General features: G+C 57.9%; 16 protein-coding genes. 9 read left to right on the forward strand and 7 right to left on the reverse strand.

Annotated features, from left to right (window positions below; genetic code table 11):
• Window positions 1-12 precede the first annotated feature (12 nt).
• From P3T16_RS07260 to P3T16_RS07280, 5 genes are all read right to left on the reverse strand, one after another.
• A complete protein-coding gene (locus P3T16_RS07260; protein ID WP_429341700.1) occupies window positions 13-267 on the reverse strand; it encodes a hypothetical protein in 255 nt (84 codons plus the stop codon).
• A 237-nt stretch (window positions 268-504) separates the two neighbouring features.
• Complete coding sequence (locus tag P3T16_RS07265; protein WP_429341701.1) at window positions 505-1,575, reverse strand: porin; 1,071 nt, start codon at window positions 1,573-1,575, stop codon at window positions 505-507.
• 160 nt (window positions 1,576-1,735) lie between these two features.
• Window positions 1,736-2,671, reverse strand: a complete 936-nt coding sequence (locus P3T16_RS07270; protein ID WP_429341702.1) for an ABC transporter permease — start codon at window positions 2,669-2,671, stop codon at window positions 1,736-1,738.
• An 83-nt stretch (window positions 2,672-2,754) separates the two neighbouring features.
• Window positions 2,755-5,232, reverse strand: a complete 2,478-nt coding sequence (locus P3T16_RS07275; protein WP_429341703.1) for an ATP-binding cassette domain-containing protein — start codon at window positions 5,230-5,232, stop codon at window positions 2,755-2,757.
• 15 nt (window positions 5,233-5,247) lie between these two features.
• Window positions 5,248-6,471 (reverse strand): substrate-binding domain-containing protein, encoded by a 1,224-nt coding sequence (locus P3T16_RS07280; RefSeq protein WP_429341704.1) that lies wholly within the window; start codon window positions 6,469-6,471, stop codon window positions 5,248-5,250.
• A gap of 604 nt (window positions 6,472-7,075) precedes the next feature.
• Here P3T16_RS07280 and P3T16_RS07285 point away from each other — a divergent pair.
• Window positions 7,076-7,363, forward strand: a complete 288-nt coding sequence (locus P3T16_RS07285; protein ID WP_429341705.1) for a DUF4148 domain-containing protein — start codon at window positions 7,076-7,078, stop codon at window positions 7,361-7,363.
• Window positions 7,364-7,464: 101 nt separating this feature from the next.
• On the opposite strand, the gene P3T16_RS07290 is transcribed toward P3T16_RS07285, so the two are convergent.
• Window positions 7,465-8,007 (reverse strand): MarR family winged helix-turn-helix transcriptional regulator, encoded by a 543-nt coding sequence (locus tag P3T16_RS07290; RefSeq protein WP_429341706.1) that lies wholly within the window; start codon window positions 8,005-8,007, stop codon window positions 7,465-7,467.
• A gap of 319 nt (window positions 8,008-8,326) precedes the next feature.
• Between P3T16_RS07290 and P3T16_RS07295 the strand changes: the two genes are divergently transcribed.
• The 4 genes from P3T16_RS07295 (at window position 8,327) to P3T16_RS07310 (ending at window position 12,360) form a co-directional block, all read left to right on the forward strand.
• Window positions 8,327-9,274, forward strand: coding sequence for a 3-keto-5-aminohexanoate cleavage protein (locus tag P3T16_RS07295; protein ID WP_429341736.1), 948 nt, complete (start codon window positions 8,327-8,329; stop codon window positions 9,272-9,274).
• Between the two features lie 231 nt (window positions 9,275-9,505).
• The gene (locus tag P3T16_RS07300) at window positions 9,506-10,555 is read left to right on the forward strand and encodes a cupin domain-containing protein (RefSeq protein WP_429341707.1); all 1,050 of its coding nucleotides are present in this window, start codon (window positions 9,506-9,508) and stop codon (window positions 10,553-10,555) included.
• Window positions 10,556-10,680: 125 nt separating this feature from the next.
• Window positions 10,681-11,190, forward strand: a complete 510-nt coding sequence (locus tag P3T16_RS07305) for a nuclear transport factor 2 family protein (RefSeq protein ID WP_429341708.1) — start codon at window positions 10,681-10,683, stop codon at window positions 11,188-11,190.
• A gap of 60 nt (window positions 11,191-11,250) precedes the next feature.
• A complete protein-coding gene (locus P3T16_RS07310; protein WP_429341709.1) occupies window positions 11,251-12,360 on the forward strand; it encodes a Gfo/Idh/MocA family protein in 1,110 nt (369 codons plus the stop codon).
• A gap of 271 nt (window positions 12,361-12,631) precedes the next feature.
• Here the strand turns inward: P3T16_RS07310 and P3T16_RS07315 are convergent, their stop codons facing one another.
• On the reverse strand, window positions 12,632-13,549 hold the full coding sequence (locus tag P3T16_RS07315) for a LysR substrate-binding domain-containing protein (RefSeq protein ID WP_429341710.1): 918 nt from the start codon (window positions 13,547-13,549) through the stop codon (window positions 12,632-12,634).
• 179 nt (window positions 13,550-13,728) lie between these two features.
• Between P3T16_RS07315 and P3T16_RS07320 the strand changes: the two genes are divergently transcribed.
• The 4 genes from P3T16_RS07320 (at window position 13,729) to P3T16_RS07335 (ending at window position 16,330) form a co-directional block, all read left to right on the forward strand.
• Complete coding sequence (locus P3T16_RS07320) at window positions 13,729-14,427, forward strand: pirin family protein (protein ID WP_429341711.1); 699 nt, start codon at window positions 13,729-13,731, stop codon at window positions 14,425-14,427.
• A gap of 48 nt (window positions 14,428-14,475) precedes the next feature.
• Entirely contained in the window at window positions 14,476-14,898 is a 423-nt protein-coding gene (locus P3T16_RS07325) for a DoxX family protein (RefSeq protein WP_429259677.1), read from the forward strand.
• 99 nt (window positions 14,899-14,997) lie between these two features.
• On the forward strand, window positions 14,998-15,918 hold the full coding sequence (locus P3T16_RS07330) for a pirin family protein (RefSeq protein WP_429341712.1): 921 nt from the start codon (window positions 14,998-15,000) through the stop codon (window positions 15,916-15,918).
• A 58-nt stretch (window positions 15,919-15,976) separates the two neighbouring features.
• Window positions 15,977-16,330, forward strand: coding sequence for an aldo/keto reductase (locus tag P3T16_RS07335; protein ID WP_429341713.1), 354 nt, complete (start codon window positions 15,977-15,979; stop codon window positions 16,328-16,330).
• The last annotated feature ends 58 nt before the right edge of the window (window positions 16,331-16,388 follow it).

Below are 16,388 nucleotides of genomic sequence, written 5' to 3' on the forward strand. Positions count from 1 at the left end.
GCCTTTGGCTGGTTATCCCAACTTGACGAGATTGAGCACCGGCAGCGGACCGCCCGGGATTTGAACCAGCCGGCCCCCGGCCTCGAGCAAACCCAGGTCGATGCCGAAGAAGCCGGGCTGCTCGATCAGTGCGCCCACTTTTTCTTTCGCATGTGCGTCGTCTCCCACGAAGAACTGGAGATAATCGAGTGAGAACGTGACGCCTTTCTCGCATAGCCCGGCTGTGCATCCAGGCCCCATGTGCGTCATTCGCACGCTGGCGTCCATGTAGCCACGAGCAATCTGTTTGCGCGGCTGTGCCCGTCTTACCCGAGATGGAGCAAGCTCGAGCAGGACGGGCAGGTACACATGTTCTTTTGCGCGCTCGCGTCCAGGGGAAAATAACAGCCCCGGGACGCGAACCTTACCCGGATTACGGGAAGGGGGTGTTGCAACGCTGCGAGCGCGCTTGCGCGCGGCTGTAGGCGCTGGCGTACAGGTGTCTGTACGCTACCGTGGCATCGGTTAGAAGAAGTGCATGATGCCGAAGTAGCCGCCTTGCTGGTTATGGCCCGGCAGAGGCTGGGAATCGGCCGTCTCAACAGGGAAAGCTGAGCTTTTGCCATTGAACATCGCTCCGAGGGTCAGGTAGAGGAATGTCCGTTTTGACAGGTTGTAGGTGGTGGCGATGGCACCGAGATTTCCCTCTCCGCCGCCATGATTGACGTTTCCGTGATACCAGCCGGCCTGCAAGGCGAGGGCAGGGGTAGCCTGATACGAGGCGCCTACCCAGACCTGCTGGCTGCGTGTGGCGGCGAAAGGATTAAACGAAGTGGCGACCGTGTCCTGTCCGGATGAGACCAGTTGCTGATAGCCGGTGTAGAACTTGAGTCCGCCTAACTGGTATGTGGCACCCGCCATATATTCTCGTGACGCCGTATACAGGTCTGAAAAATGCCCGTTGGCGTCATGGATTTCTTCATAAACTCCGTACGCGGCGAAGTTGGTCAGTGTGTACTGTGCGCTCACACTGAACTGGCGATTGCCACGGAAGTTGCCGGCCTGGTTGCCGAATCCGTCCTGGACCCGGAAGGAGAAGCCGGCCCAGGTAGGTGAATTGTAAGTGACGACATTTGATCGCGGACCCCACGCTCGCCCGAATGCGAAGTTGCCAACACCTATCCCCACCTGTTCCCCCAGTGGGTCAATGTACCAACCGGTTTCGTCGGTCAGACTCATCGCCTGTCCGAACCAGATACTTCCGTATTTATCGTCGGCCAAACCGACATACGCATCGCGGGTGAAGATCGTGTTAGGTGGAATCTGACCATTTCCGGAAGTAAAAAGGCTTTCGAGTTTGAAGACTGCATGCACGCCTCCTCCGAGGTCTTCATCGCCTTTAAGGCCAAACCAGCTGTATCCGTACTGGTTGCTGCCGAACCTGAAATTATTCTTCGACTGGCCGGTCGGCGTCGCGACGTTCGTGACGAAATCGAGCCCCGATGCGACGCGCCCATACAGGGTCACAGTGCTCTGCGCATAGGTGTTGCAGACGCCACACGCCATCAACGCAGTACATAAAGTGATCTTTCTCATTTCGTTATCCTTAGCATAAAAAAGAATCTCCAGGAATTTCCTTGTGACCTCTTTCGGGTCTATGCAATCAGCTTGCCAGGTCAGGCTTGCCGTTTTGACGCAACGTCGAACCGGCAGGACGAGTGGGCTTGAAGACCCTGCACCACTCAACGATCTTCTACTAGTTGCTTTTGCGAAAAGTTCTCGCGGCCGCTGGCAGATGGCGCACGGTGGTTGCGAGCAGGATTGCGCCCGCCTGCACGAGCAGTTGAACTGCGGGGCCTGAGCCGAGTGCCAGCACAAGCTGACCGAGCTGCGCCATGAAGAGCGCCGCTACAGCACTGGCGACAACACTGCCTTTGCCGCCGGTAAAGGGTGTGCCGCCAACCACTACTGCTGCGATGGCGGGGAGCAGGTAGTCATTTCCCGACGTTTGCGACGCGCTACCAATGAACCCGGCGAGAAGCATGCCGGCTGCAGAGAAGCACACCGCCGACGCCACATAAGCGCCAATCCTGTACTGCAGGACCCTTACCCCAGCGGCTTCTGCCGCGCGCGGATTGACACCCACAGCGACAAAACGGCGACCGATCGCGGTTTTCCGGGTGATGAACCACGCCGTCACCACGAAAGCAAAGGCGAACAGTACATTAGCGGGCAAGCCAATAAACTGGGCGTGTGAGATGGTCTGCATGATGACCGGGACGTTGACCGGAACATTGCCGGTCAACGAACGGACGCCGCCAACAAGAAGCGCGTTGACTGCCAACGTCGCAACCAGGGGTGTAATCGCAAACCTCGAGACCAATGTTCCATTAACGATTCCGACAATCGCACCCACGCACACGGTGAAGACCACTGCAAGGCCGACGGATTCGAGACCAAATCCGGTGCGGGCCATCACCACGCCCGCAAGCGAGACCATCCCGATGGCTGACATGTCGAGGCCCCGCTGCTGGATGACCAGAGTCTGGCCCGTCGCGACAATGGCCAGGATGCCCGCAAACGGAAGCATGGCCAGGATGGAACCACGGGTCACGGTCCCCGGTGCGACCACCGAACTGACGGAGAAGAGAAGAATCAGTCCAATCCAGATCCACCAGTAATCACCGAACACTGGAATCCGACCGGACTTCGACTTCGAAGAGGATGACCGCAGCAGGTCCGATACCCTATTTGCCCGATTGCTTACGACGTGTCTCATTTCGCCACCGCCATTTCTCTGCTCTTGGAATAGAGGGCGACAGACGCGAGGATCATCCCGCCCAACAGATACGATTGCCACGAATCTCCAATGTCCAGGAATGAGGTGACCACATTGACCTGGATGATGAGGAGGGCGCCAAGGAGGGAGCCGACAAAGGACCCGCGTCCGCCGAACAGACTGGCCCCGCCGATGACGACGGCGGCAATGCTCGCGAGTGTGTAGTTGATGCCCGCGCCCGGGTCGCCTGAACCGACCTGTGCCATCATCGGCACGGCGGCAACGCCGGCAAGGAGCGAGCAACCCACGTACGCAGTAAGTAACGTCAGATGTGGACGCACACCCGCCATACGGGCTGCTTCAATCCGCGAGCCCACGCCGCGAAACGTGAGACCAAGCCGGGTCTTGAAGAGAGCGAACTCGAGCGCGATCGCGAGAACGACAGCGAAGATTGCGATAATCGGCACAAAGCCGGCCTGCGTACCGATTACCTCGACCACCGAATCTGCGATCAATCCGCCTGGAACGGGGCGTAACAGGAGGGACGCCGCCTGCAAAGCCATGTAGGTGGCTAGCGTTGCGACCATTGGATGTAGTCGGAAGGGGTCGACCAGTATCCAGTTCACTAACCCGACTGCAACTGCGACCAGGAAGACAATCGCCCATCCCGACAACTGGTGTCCCAATGAGGCTCCGTCGTTCAGGAAAAACGACTGCATGACGACCATCAGCCCCATCAGTGGTCCAACAGATAGATCGATACCTCCAACGAGCATGAGCGCTTGCTGCCCGTATGCGACGATGGCCAATGTCGCCACGAGCGCTAGCACCCCACTCAGGTTGCGCGCGGACAGATAGGTTTCGTTGACGTGCGTTGCATAGATGCCGAGTGCACAGACTGCCAGTGCGAGCATGACGAGGGGCGCCCAGTCTCCCGATGCCCACTTCCAGAATCCAGGGATGCTTGCCGAACCTCTCTCGCGCTCCGTGGTCGCAGTCAGCACCGCGGACGTGATGTTATTTTCGTTGACAGCAGCGTCGCGCAGTTCCTTGACGATATGCCCGCGAGAGAAGATCAACACACGGTCACACAGGCCGGCCACCTCGAGCGCATCTGACGAGACCACGATAACGGCGGTGCCGGCTGCAGCAGCCTGGCGGAGCACTTTGTAGATCTCCATCCGCGCGCCAATGTCCACACCCTGCGTTGGCTCGTCGACGAGCAGAACCTCGGGATTGCTCGCTAGAACACTGGCCAGCACCAGCTTCTGCTGATTGCCTCCCGACAAAGAGCGAATTGGCGTCTCAACAGACGGTGTTTTGACCGCGAAACCTGCTACTGCCAGTTTGGTGCGTCTCGCTTCGCTTTTCTGACTGATCCAGCCACGAATGGAATCGAACGGAAGACTGCGGAGTGAGAAATTCTCACGTACGGATAATTCACCGAAGATGGCATCCCGATGGCGGTCACCAGGGAGGTAGCGGATGCCCGAGGTGGCGGCAGCCTGAGACGTCTGAATTCTCGCTGGCTTTCCGTTGACGGTGACGCCGCCGCGGCTTCGGGCAAGACCCGCGAGGGCGCGGATGAACTCGCGCTGTCCGTTGCCGTCTATCCCTGCCAGGCCCACGATTTCCCCTTTCCTTATCTGCACCGATACGTCAGTGAAGCCAGTTCCGCGAAGCGATATAACATCGAGGACCACCCCGGCACGGTCGTTTCCGACTTTCGCGGGGAACTCGCGGTCAAGCGCTCCGCCGACGATGAGTTCGACGATCTGTTGTTCGCTGAGCCTGGCAGCGTCATACGTGCCTTGTCCTTGCCCGTCGCGCAGAACGGTAAGGCGGTTGGCAATCTTCTGCACTTCGCGAATGCGGTGTGAGATATAGACGACCGAGCAACCCGAGGCCGCCACTTTGCGGATATGCGCAAATAGACGGTCGACGTCTTCCGCCAGTAGATGCTCGGTGGGCTCGTCGAGGACGAGAACTTTCGGGTTGGCAGCGAGAGCCTTCACGATCTCGACGATAAAGCGCTGTTCTGGATTCAGGCTCAAAACCCGCTCGTTTGCGTCAATCGCGACGTCGCCACTCCACTGTCGCAGGAGCTGTTGTGTCCATTGTGCTGTGTTCATCAGAGAAGGGCGTTGTTCGGCCGGCACGCCGAGATAGAGATTCTCTGCAACAGTCAGATCTGGCATGAGAGCCGGTTCCTGTCGCACGATCGCCAGGCCGAGCCGTCGCGCCGCGTCGGTGTCGCCTTTGGTTTCTACGCCGTTGATAACGACGCGCCCTTTTTCGGGGACGAGTGCGCCGGACGCAACCGCCATGAGCGTGGACTTACCTGCGCCGTTCTCGCCGACGAGTCCATGTACTTCGCCCGCGAGCACCGAGAACGTGACGTTATCAAGTGCCCGTACACCGGGGAAGACTTTTGTGACACCGTCGATCTGAAGCAGAGTGTTCTGGTCGTTCATAATTCGTCTCGAGCGTTACTGCTCAAACACTGCCTTGAGCTTTTCAGGGGGGAGGGCGGAGGACAGGTCGGCATCAGGCGGCGCGCCAGGGTCGCACTTGGGATCAAGGCCCTTGGCGCTGTCGGCGTACGCGAAAGGAAGTATTGAGGGCGATTCGTTGTCAGTCGTACCCTGGTAGCTGGCGACTCCATGCCGCACTGCGAAGCGCACGTAAGTTGTCGTGCCGTCGAGCGTGTAGTAAGGAAATGCTGCGCCCGACTTCCTGGCCGACAGGTAGTGACAGTTCAGCTCGTTATCGCTTGCGATGGTTACGATGGCGGGGACCGGGAGGTGTGCCTGCTCGAATGCTTTCGCTGCTGCGAGCGCGGTCACTCCATAGTCTGTAACGATCGCGTCTATGTGCGGGTACTGCGCGATAAGGCCCGCGGTGGCTTTCTGCGCATCCACCGGATTCCAGTTCGTAACGATAAATTGCTCGTTTAACAGCTTCAGGTTCGGATATTTCTTGAGGCCGCCCTTCAGACCGTCCATGAAGTTCTGGGATCCGGCGGCGCCAGGCGAGCCGCCCATGAACACGACGTTGCCTTTCTTGAGGGTTGTTCCAAGCCAGTCGGCCCAAAGCACACCAATCTGCTTGGTGTCCCCGACGACGTTGACGACATAGTCGCGTCCGTCCACCCCGGATATCTGTGCCGAGTACGGTACGACCGATACACCCGCTTTCATGGCCGCACGCATGGCCGGGAGTTGCACGGCGCCAAAATCCGGAAGCATGATCAGCACATTGACGCCTTGCGCGACCATGCTGTTAATGTCGGAATTCGCCTTTTGCGGATCGCCGTTGGCGTTGCTGTAGATGATCCGCTTGACGTTCTTGCAGCGGCTGAGTTCGTCCTTGACTTCGGCCAGACCCGTCTTGCGCCAGGTGTTGCCACCGTATCCATCGGACACGCCGACGATCATCGGCTTCGACCCGCAAAGGGGCGTTATATCGCCTTGGCGGTTCGTTAGTGAATCGCCTGCCGCGTGTGCGGCAGTACTAATCAGGCCTGCCGAGATGAGCAGTGCAATGCTGCGGAGCGGAAGCGGAACAAATAGCCCGAGCGGACGGTATCCTCGGTCCTGCTTGCCTGTGTGGTCTGTACAGACCTCCTGCCCGGCAGGTGACTCGCCTTCCGCAATGAACTGGTTCTGCATTTTTGGCGCCGCAGCTTGCCAAACTCGAAACTTATCGAACATGACGATCCTCAAGGTAGGTAATGATCCGGATTCGAAAATGCGTTGAGGCACATCTCGAACCCAATAGCACTCTTTTGAACACTGGCCTCGCTATTGGATAAAGCTCGCACGAGAACAGACGATGACGAGTTGTGCCATCGCGCAAACCGGAACAGGTTGCTCACATCCCGGCATAAATCCGAGGCGTGAAGTTAGAAATCCTATGTTATGTATTCAGTGAAATCTTCGTTCAGATCTTGTTGGGCATGTCAGAAAGCGCGTGTCCCGTATCCAATGCTCGTCTTACTAAGTTGATATGGAATCATGCTATGCAAGATCGATTTATATCGAATAATGTGTTTCGGGATGAACAAAGTCAAGAACCCTAGGGAATGTCCCTAGCGGAGGGTATTGAGGTGGTTCGGTCTGCGCTGAGGAAAGCCAGGCAGCCGTTTCCGCATGCGAAAGGAGGCAACGTGTCGCGTCTGGACTGTTGTCCGCCACGCAACGGTGAATCGGTGGAGTGGGTACTTACCCCAGGAGTTTCTTTCTCTTAGACTATTTTCAGCCGTGGCAGAAAAGTTGCTTCGTCACGCCACTCACACAATCCTTGAGGTACATGATCATGAAGTCGTTCACTAAGGCGGTCCTTATCGCGGCCCTAATCGCGGCGGCACCCGTTGCGTCGTTCGCGCAGTCCAATCAGTCGCTCAGCCGTGCACAGGTACGTGACGAACTCTCTCGGATCGAGAGTGCTGGCTATAACCCGCGCGACGGGATTCACTACCCGGAAAACATCCAGGCTGCTGAATCAAAAGTCGCAGCACAGAATGCCGCAGCGCAAGGTGACGTGTCGGGCTACGGTGGTGCAACCGGCGGGACCTCTCATTCAGGTCACTCGCAGGGCCTGTAACGCCTGGCTATATCGTGAACTGCGGCAGCCAGGCCGCAGTTCACTGTGCTTCGCCGCGCGCTGATCGAGGCCAGCGCGTCACGCAAGCCAGCGCCAGTCAGCTAGTCTACGATCGTGCCGTCATTAGACTTCTCCGTGAGGTTTTGCGCGATCTGATGCATAACCTTCCAGAAGATGCACTTCTCCTCGGGTGCTACCCCATCAAAGGAGCCGGAAATCATGTGCACGATCTCCGGCATCAGTTCATCAACCAGACGTCTGCCGTCGTCAGTGAGGCTGACGTAGTACTTGCGTCGGTCCTTCGGATCGCGAGTTCTCGTTAATAAGCCGCGCTTTTCCATGCTGTCCAAAGCAGGCACAGCAGTGGTCGAGGCGATCCCCACGCGTTTGCTCAGTTCCAGTTGATTCAGTTCACCGCGTTGGGCCAGCACCCGCAGGTAGTACCAATGCGCGATGGAGACTTTCTCCCTGTCGAGGATCCTCTGCGCTTCGACGTTATACAACCGATGCAGTGTTCGGGTCATCCACGGAACAGTTCTGCCGCGATCGTCGAAGATCTCCCGCGGTTCCTTTTCCGCTGGGTCGCAAGGCGACTCGATCGTATCCAGGGCGATATCGATTGCGGTGGGGTAGCGCTTAGCCATTCGCTCATTCCTCGACAGATAGATGTGAACCGGCTACGCGCCGGGTCGCCGCGGAAAAATCAGTCATAGCGTCTTTCCAGGGGATTCCCTGGTGCCCTTGACTTTATTAATTCCGAAACGCATCATTCGATGTAAATCGATCGTGCACGGAATCATCTTAGCACAAATGATTCGATTGGGAGGGCGGTAGGCTTTCGTGAGTCTATGGCTTTGTTGTTTGATGAGGCACCAGCCCCGTCGGAACGTTCGATGCCTGTCTGATTGCCGTTGGTTCAGAAAAATTCGAACCCTTACTTCACTACTTACGTCGAGGATCATCATCATGGAAAAACTTCCACTTTGGGAAGCCGCCAAGCGCGAAATGGAGGAGTACCAGTTCCTCGCTGGACCTGAACTGCAGCCCAAATGGGACGTTCCAGAAAAAATCGCAATCAACGCGGCTGTGTCTGGCCGCTTTGAAACGAGCACGTCATTTGAGGAATACGTGGATGCAGCGTCAAGCGTGATCGAGGCCGGTGCATGTGGCGTTCACATCGACTTTTCATGGATGACCGACGCACAGGGTCGACGCCTTGACCGGGACATTCCTCCGGTCGAAGCCTATTCTGCCGTTCTCGAGCCGCTCAGGGCGCGCTTTGGCAACGACTTTGTTCCGAACCTGAATGTGCTCCACGGAACGACCTTCGACATGTGCATGAGTCCAGCGCGCGCCGGATTGACTGAGGTAGCGCCATGTGCTCCAGGTCACCCGGAGGCCTTCATGGTGCCGGCAATTGAGGCGCTCGAGGCCGCCGGCGTCAAGCCGGAGCTGGCAATCCATAGCTCCGGAGAAATTGAACTTGCGAAGCGCAAGCTCATTGATACAGGCATTCTCAAGAAACCGTACAACTGGCTGATTCTGTACGGGCTGCCATTCAACGTTGGCCGCACTCTGGTTTCGGGCACCTGGGTCAGCAATGCTCGGGACATGGCCCAACACATGTTCCTGATGGTCGACCAGATTCGCCAGATTGATCCAACCTCAGTAATCAGTGTCTGTGCGGCGGGACGCGCCAGTCTGTACATGACGACGCTTGCCACGATGATGGGCTTGCACATCCGGATCGGGACGGAAGATACACCCTGGAAGTACCCTAACAGCGACGAGCGTCTCAAGGACAACCTCGAAATGTTCGGCATGGCGCGTGACATCGCAGGCCTTCTCGGACGCACTCCGGCAACTGCGAATGAGTACCGGGCGCTCGTTGGAAAGCCAACGCGCCAGTAACGTGTGGCTGCTGTGGCGCTGTGAGAGCGGCGCCATTCATAAAGAGCGGTTGTTCGACGTTGACGATGAAATGCAATGCCAGGAATCCTGGCAATACGGTTGGCGATCGGATTCTGTGGCTGTTGCAAGTCTGAATAATTATTCTTCAGGCCCTGGCGTGCTCGACGCGTGCCTGGACGCTCCATGGGCCACGCCGACTGTGAGCGTTCTATAACCGAGGAGAGTGGACAAATGAGTGATCAGACAAATGGCGGAGAGCCTCCTGTGCAACTGTGGACCCGGGATGGGTTTATGGGCGCAATTTCTGTCGTTACCCGGTCGACATACGCGCCAGATTACCTTTCTGTGGAGGGTCCGCATGCACCGCGACGGGCGGTCCTTGACAAGTTGATACCAGACGATCGGGACAATGCGGATGCTCTTCCGACCACCGTGGCGACGTCCAGGCTGGGCGTCAAGTTGCTTGTGTCCGGCCGGCGCAAGCCGATGCCGTACGTGATTCGAAATGTCGAGGCGGACGAAATCCATTTCATCCAGTCGGGCAATGTCAAATTCGAAACGGACGTTGGCTGTATCACGGCTGACGAAGGCGACTTTGTTTGCATTCCGCGCGCGATAGCGTATCGATACGCACCGACGGGCGATGCCATGCGCAGCATCATCGTCGAGAGCCCATCGGCATTGAAACTTTCACCTCCGGCGCCTACAGGAATGGTCAACGTCGCGCGGGACGTGAAGTATGCCAGGGTTGCTCCCGACATCCCCGTGGGCGGTCCGACGAAACTGGTGCTGAAGACCATTGACGGAGAGAACACGGTGTTCACGATGCCGCATGATCCGCTCTCGCTCGGCATGCAACTGTCCGAGTCAGTTCCGGTGTGGAAACTCAACCTGAACAAGATTCAGGTTCTCACCTACCTGCCTGATGGCGGACCTCCAAGTCAGTTTTTGTCATCCACCGCGGGTGATGTTCTGATGTTCAACCTCAGTTCACGTATCTCGAATCGACCGCCGATTCATATCAATGCGGACTTCGATGAGGTGATCTGTTATGTGCGTGGTCCGGGTGTCTGGGGAGGGTGCTCGGAGCCAGGAACGTTGACCTGGGTGCCAAAAGGTGTGATTCACCATGGACCTTCCGAGAACGTTCCGGATACCTATCAGGCGTGGTTGCTCGAAACGCGTGCAACGCTTCGTTGGACGCCGGATGCGATTGCGGCATCACAGTTGATGGAAACGGGCGAATACGGACCGCATCCGAGCGAGCTTCACCGTTCGTAGCGCAACACTAACCATCTTGCATGGGGCTGGAGCAAGTGCTCTGCATGGGACAGGAGTAAAGCGCTAAGGCGCGAACTCTGGTCGACAGCTAGAGCGCTAGATCCGGCCGGCACAGGAGACATAAAGTGGATTCGAGGATTCAACAGTTTCTAGACGAGGCGGAAATCAAGCGCGTCCATATCCGCTACTGCCGTGGCATCGACCGGATGGACTGGGACCTTGTGCGGTCTTGCTATCACCCGGATGCAGTTGATCGGCACGGGGCCTATAACGGCGGCGTGGAAGGCTTCATTGAATGGGCTGCAGAACTGCTGCCGAAATTTGAGTGCACGCAGCACTTTACCGGCAATCAGTACGTGCAGGTAGATGGCGATGTGGCTTACGCGGAGCATTACGCGCAGGCATCGCACAGGACAAAACCCGTCGACGGCGAGATGGCGATGGACTGGGTTGTGAATGTCCGGTATGTGGACCGGATGGAACGACGAAACGGGGAGTGGCGCATTGCCGACCGGGTTGTCGTACTGGATTCCCAGCGTTCGGACCCGGTCCCCGCCGAGTCGGCGCCGTTGGAGAACTCGAACGTTGGGCGGCGCGGTAAGGATGATCCGTCGTACACGAATGGGCTTGTATAAGCGGTTCCTGGCGGTCTCTGATGGTCAGTATGGAAGTCACTCAATGGTTTCGAGGAAGCAATGGAAAATCGTTTTCGTGTGGGCATCGTCGGTTTGAGCGCTGAGCGGGGCTGGGCCACTACCGCCCATATTCCTGCCTTGCGCGGCTTGCCTGATGTGTTTGAGCTTGCCGGTGTGGCTAACACCAGTCTCGCGAGTGCGCGGGCCGCCGCCGCCGCTTTTGACATTCCACGCGCCTTCGAGAACGTGGCGGAGCTCGTTGCGTCTCCAGACATTGATGTCGTGGTCGTAACGGTAAAGGTTCCATACCATAAGGAAGTGGTCGCGGCAGCGCTTAAGTCCGGAAAAACGGTCTATTGTGAATGGCCGCTTGGAAATGGACTTGCCGAAGCCACTGAACTCGCTCGTCTCGCCAATGAAACGAAGGCGCTGGCCGTTATTGGAACTCAAGCGATTGCGTCACCTGAAGTGGAATTCATTCGCAAGCTCGTTGCCGAGGGGTACGTAGGGGACGTATTGTCGTCGACTTACATCGGCGCCGGGGTCAGCTGGGGCGAACACATATCGCGCGGTGACGCTTATGCTATGGATTCAAGAAACGGCGCAACCCTGCTTTCGGTCATTGGTGGACATGCCATTGCGGCGGCGCAAAGTGTACTGGGGCCTATCCGCGAGATCGATGCCATATTGTCGCGCCGTCGGCAAACAGTGAGCATCGTAGAAACGGGAGAGAGCCTCCCGATGAAAACTCCCGATCATGTAATGATCAACGCAGTGCTTCAGTCTGGCGCGCCTCTGTCTTTGCAACTTCGCGGTGGCTTGCCGCGCGGAACCCGATTGCTTTGGGAGATCAATGGAACCGAAGGGGACCTGCGGATCACCGCAGCGGTTGAACAGGCTCCTGTGGTGAACATCTCGCCACTGCGCGTGGAAGCGGGCCGTCGAGGCGAGGACGGGTACATTGAGCTCGAGATACCTCAAACGTATTACTTCGGTCTTGAGGATGCGATAGCGGCTCGAAACGTGGCAGGGATATACCGGTTAATGGCTGACGATCTGCGTCTTGGAACCCACACGGCTCCCAGTTTCAATGACGCGCTCGTACTTCACAAGGTTCTCGCCGCGATTGAAGAGTCTGATCAGACTGGTCGGCGGGTACGAGTCGACTGATCAACGCATGGGCCGCTTTTCTGGCGAGGGCTTCCCGGCGAAATCTGCGTTACGCGCCGCAGGTTGGCATGCTGCGCGGGCCTCGTGTGCCAGTTCTGATCGTCAATCAGCGTGGTAGACATGGCCAGTACGCCCCTTCCTGATTGGCAGCAGCCATCCTGGTAGGTGTTCTGCCTGGGACCAGGTGTCTGGCTGAACGCGTGGACGCCGGGCATGCCGCATGAACGCATCGAGGCTGGTTCGCTGGAATGCACAAGTCCGGGCGGCCGCTCTAGTGCTGCCGGTTCAGACCTTCGAATCCTGTAACGAGTGCGTCGAGAAAGTGACGGACGGCTGGAACCATGCCTCGGCGTGTTGGGAAGAGCGCATGTACAAGCCCGGGCGTTGTAGCCAGACCCGGCAGCAGGTGCTGCAGGCGACCGGCCTGAATATCGGCCTCAACCAGCTCCCTGGGTAGCAACGTCGTGCCGACACCCGCTATCGCTGCAACCCGAAGGCTGGCGAGGTCATCGGTCGCAAGGCGCGGCTGATGCACCCATGATGTCACTTGCCCGTCAACGTCGACCAGGTTCCAGACGAATCGCTCGCTGCTGCTGGCCATGGAGAGGGTAGGCCATTCCTTCACGGATTCGATCGAGGCGGGCGCCGGATGGCGCGCCATCAATTCGGGACTTGCAACCAGAATGTGGATCGATTGGCCCAACTGGCGGACGGCAAGATCAGTGTTTTCCAACGGCGGAAGTCTGACCCGGATGGCAAAGTCCAGGCCTTCTTCGACGACATCCACGCGGCGGTTGGTTGCATCAAGCAGAACCTGTACATCGGGGTTGTCCTGAACGTATCGCGCGATGATCGTGGAGATGCCGCACTCCAGTAACGCCACGGGGCAGCTGATCCGGACAGTGCCCTGGGGCCTGGATTGCGTCCGGTCCACGATGTCTTTGGCTGCCTTTGCCTCCGCCACCAGCGCAAGGCAATGCTGGTGAAACTGCCGTCCGGTTTCCGTCAAAGACAGGCTGCGGCTGGTCCGGTTGAGCAGACGGACGCCAAGTTCTTCTTCGAGGGCGCGAACGCGCCGGCTCAGTTTCGACGTCTGCAGGCCGAGGCTGCGAGCGGCCGCCGTATAGCTTCCATACTCGACCACCGCTGCGAAGAGCCGAAGATCGTTAAGGTCAGTGATTGCGTTCATGGGCAGACTTTCGCTCCTTCTGATCATTCTAATTACAGCAACGATGCATCTCAATTGCGGATCTATGCATGGGTTCGTTGCAAATATAGCATTCTACTCATCGCCTGCATCACCGTTTGGTTCAATCGATTGCAGGTGACAGGCGTCGCATTTTGCGGTCGCGCGAAACGGAGGCGGGGATGCTCACACACAGGCGTTGGCAATCGTTGGACAAGGCGGAACTCGGCTGGCTGCGCGCGAAACATCATTTCGTCGTCAGCGCTGACGGCAATCCCGCGCACGCCGCGTTGGGTCCCCTGATTGTCTGGAACGATGACGAGATCGCTGTTGGCAGCGGTTTTCCCATGCACGGACACCGTGATATGGAAATCATCACCTATGTGCGCCAGGGCCTGCTCGGGCATCGAGACACGTTGAGGTCCGAAGGAACGATCCGCGCAGGCGATGTCCAGGTCATGAGCGCCGGCACGGGCATACGCCATGCCGAGTTCAACCGGGGCGAGGTGCCGCTCAAGCTTTATCAGATCTGGCTTCGACCTCGTGAAGCCGGCGGAGAACCCGCATGGGATACCAGGCCGTTTCCGAAAAGCGACCGGTCTGGACGCTTTGTTGTCCTTGCCAGCGGCTTCGCCGGCGATGAAGGTGCGCTTCCTGTTCGCGCCGATGCGCGTGTGCTTGGCGCGATGCTAACGGCAGGCGAAAGTGTTCCACACGAGTTGAATCCGGCACGTCGCGCCTATCTCGTCGTGGCCTCGGGACGCATCGAAGTAAATGGTGAGGTCGTTGGGCCGCTAGACGGCGTCGCGATCACACATGTCGCTATAGCGCGGATTACGGCGCTTGAAGATTCCGAGCTGGTGATGGTGGACGCCGGCTAATTCCCTTTTTCGTATTCCACCTCCGCAAATTCATTTAAGGAGCTTGTCATGGAACGTTTCAAATTTCTGCCGCTATTCGGCCGCATTCTGATCGGTGCACCGTTTGTCATGAGCGGGCTGGGCAAACTGGCGGCGTACGGCGCGACGGTTGGCTATATCGCAGCCATGGGTCTACCCGTGCCACCACTCGCATTCATTGTTGCTGTGCTCACCGAACTGGGCGGCGGCCTGCTGCTACTGTCGGGCTACCGGGCCCGCGCCGTGTCACTGGCGATGGCAGTGTTCTGCGTGGTCACTGCGATTTTCTTTCACCACAACCTCGCAGATCAGAACCAGATGATTCACTTTCTCAAGAACGTGATGATGGCCGGTGGCCTCCTGCAGATCACCTGGTTCGGTGCCGGCGCGTTCAGCATGGACGCGCGCTCGCGGCGGGTAGCTCCGGGTGCTTCGGCTCTGAACGCGGGCTAGGAAAACGGACTCGTCGAGGTGATCGCTTGCCTTATCCGGTATGCGACCGCCTCGTCGCGAGGCTTCTCTGTTGTCGGAGTATTAGTGCGAGCCAACACCATGTCTTTCAAAACGATGCCTTCGCGCGTCTCGTCGCAAAGTGATGCAGAAGATGAAGCGCTGCGCGATGTGCAAACTACTGCACATCGCTCCGGTCCACTGCGGGGCCAGAAATCGATTGTAAAACGTACGACAGGCAGACAGCACGGTCCCGTAAAGCGGCTGGTCAGCCCGGGCGACTTGGGGGAATTCCTGAAACCCTTTGTATTTCTCGACTATTTCGATAGTTCGGTGGGTGCTGAAATGCGCTTTTCCATGCATCCCCATTCCGGCCTCGCCACGACGACCGTGTTGCTGGAAGGTGAAGTCGAATACGAAGACACCACTGGCGCATCAGGGATCATGCCAGCCGGCAGCGTCGAGTGGATGAATTCGGGTATCGGCGTTTGGCATGATGGCCGTGCCACCGGCAACGGACCGGCGCGCGGGTACCAGTTGTGGGTCGCGTTGCCACCTGAACTCGAACTGGGCGCACCCCATAGCGAGTATTTAGCTGCGAGCGAAATCCCTCGCGTCGGTCCAGCCCGCGTTATCCTGGGTCGCTATGGAAATGTCGAAAGCCCGGTATCTGCACCCCCTGGTATCAACTATCTGCTCGTGCAGCTTTCGGCGGGAGAGCAGTGGCACTACACGCTGCCGGCCGGTCATAACGTCGTTTGGATATGTATTCAACGTGGCGCACTGCACATCGGTGACGAACACGTCTCCGACGAGCTTGTTGTGTTTGGCGAGATAGAAGACGTTTTGGCATTCACTGCCGACGAAGATTCGGAGTTCGTCCTCGGCTCCGCGGCCGAACATCCGCACGATCTCGTGCTTGGCCATTACTCTGTTCATACGTCTTCAGAAGCGTTGCGTGCGGGGGAAACCAGGATAAAGGAGATTGGGGCACAGCTGCGTCGCATCGGTCGTATCGGCTAGTCTCTAAAAAGCGGTTTCGGCGCGTTTTCCAATACACGTGCTCTATCGGGAACACCTCATGCTAAACGTTCAAGTTAGTAACGCGGTAATTCCGGCCATCGGTTTCGGCACTTGCGGAATGGGTGCCGCCGACGTCTATCGACTGATTCCTGCTGCCCTTCGTGCCGGCTTCCGTCATATAGACACTGCGCAGATCTACCGTAACGAGGGCGAAATCGGCGAGTGCGTCGCCGGGTCCGGGATTGCAAGAAGCGAAGTGTTCCTGACGACCAAGGTCTGGGTAAGCAACTACTCTGAAAGACATTTCGAAGCGTCTGTCAACGAGAGTCTTCGAAAACTCAAAACAGACTATATCGATCTGCTCTTGCTGCACTGGGCCGAGGGCGTGTGGAAACGGTTTTCTCTTCTCTGAAGCCCAGATCACCGGCCCGGCCAATCAAGTTTGATAATTCCGGTCCGCGTTAACGTAA

Source organism: Paraburkholderia sp. GAS42 (assembly GCF_050436565.1).
GTDB lineage: Bacteria > Pseudomonadota > Gammaproteobacteria > Burkholderiales > Burkholderiaceae > Paraburkholderia.

Bases quoted from the DNA above. Each gene is read 5' to 3' on its own strand.
- P3T16_RS07280 (WP_429341704.1), bottom strand. From the start codon at position 6,471: ATGTTCGATAAGTTTCGAGTTTGGCAAGCTGCGGCGCCAAAAATGCAG.
- P3T16_RS07335 (WP_429341713.1), top strand. From the start codon at position 15,977: ATGCTAAACGTTCAAGTTAGTAACGCGGTAATTCCGGCCATCGGTTTC.
- P3T16_RS07325 (WP_429259677.1), top strand. From the start codon at position 14,476: ATGGAACGTTTCAAATTTCTGCCGCTATTCGGCCGCATTCTGATCGGT.
- P3T16_RS07285 (WP_429341705.1), top strand. From the start codon at position 7,076: ATGAAGTCGTTCACTAAGGCGGTCCTTATCGCGGCCCTAATCGCGGCG.
- P3T16_RS07290 (WP_429341706.1), bottom strand. From the start codon at position 8,007: ATGGCTAAGCGCTACCCCACCGCAATCGATATCGCCCTGGATACGATC.
- P3T16_RS07265 (WP_429341701.1), bottom strand. From the start codon at position 1,575: ATGAGAAAGATCACTTTATGTACTGCGTTGATGGCGTGTGGCGTCTGC.
- P3T16_RS07260 (WP_429341700.1), bottom strand. From the start codon at position 267: ATGGACGCCAGCGTGCGAATGACGCACATGGGGCCTGGATGCACAGCC.
- P3T16_RS07300 (WP_429341707.1), top strand. From the start codon at position 9,506: ATGAGTGATCAGACAAATGGCGGAGAGCCTCCTGTGCAACTGTGGACC.
- P3T16_RS07275 (WP_429341703.1), bottom strand. From the start codon at position 5,232: ATGAACGACCAGAACACTCTGCTTCAGATCGACGGTGTCACAAAAGTC.
- P3T16_RS07310 (WP_429341709.1), top strand. From the start codon at position 11,251: ATGGAAAATCGTTTTCGTGTGGGCATCGTCGGTTTGAGCGCTGAGCGG.
- P3T16_RS07315 (WP_429341710.1), bottom strand. From the start codon at position 13,549: ATGAACGCAATCACTGACCTTAACGATCTTCGGCTCTTCGCAGCGGTG.
- P3T16_RS07330 (WP_429341712.1), top strand. From the start codon at position 14,998: ATGTCTTTCAAAACGATGCCTTCGCGCGTCTCGTCGCAAAGTGATGCA.
- P3T16_RS07320 (WP_429341711.1), top strand. From the start codon at position 13,729: ATGCTCACACACAGGCGTTGGCAATCGTTGGACAAGGCGGAACTCGGC.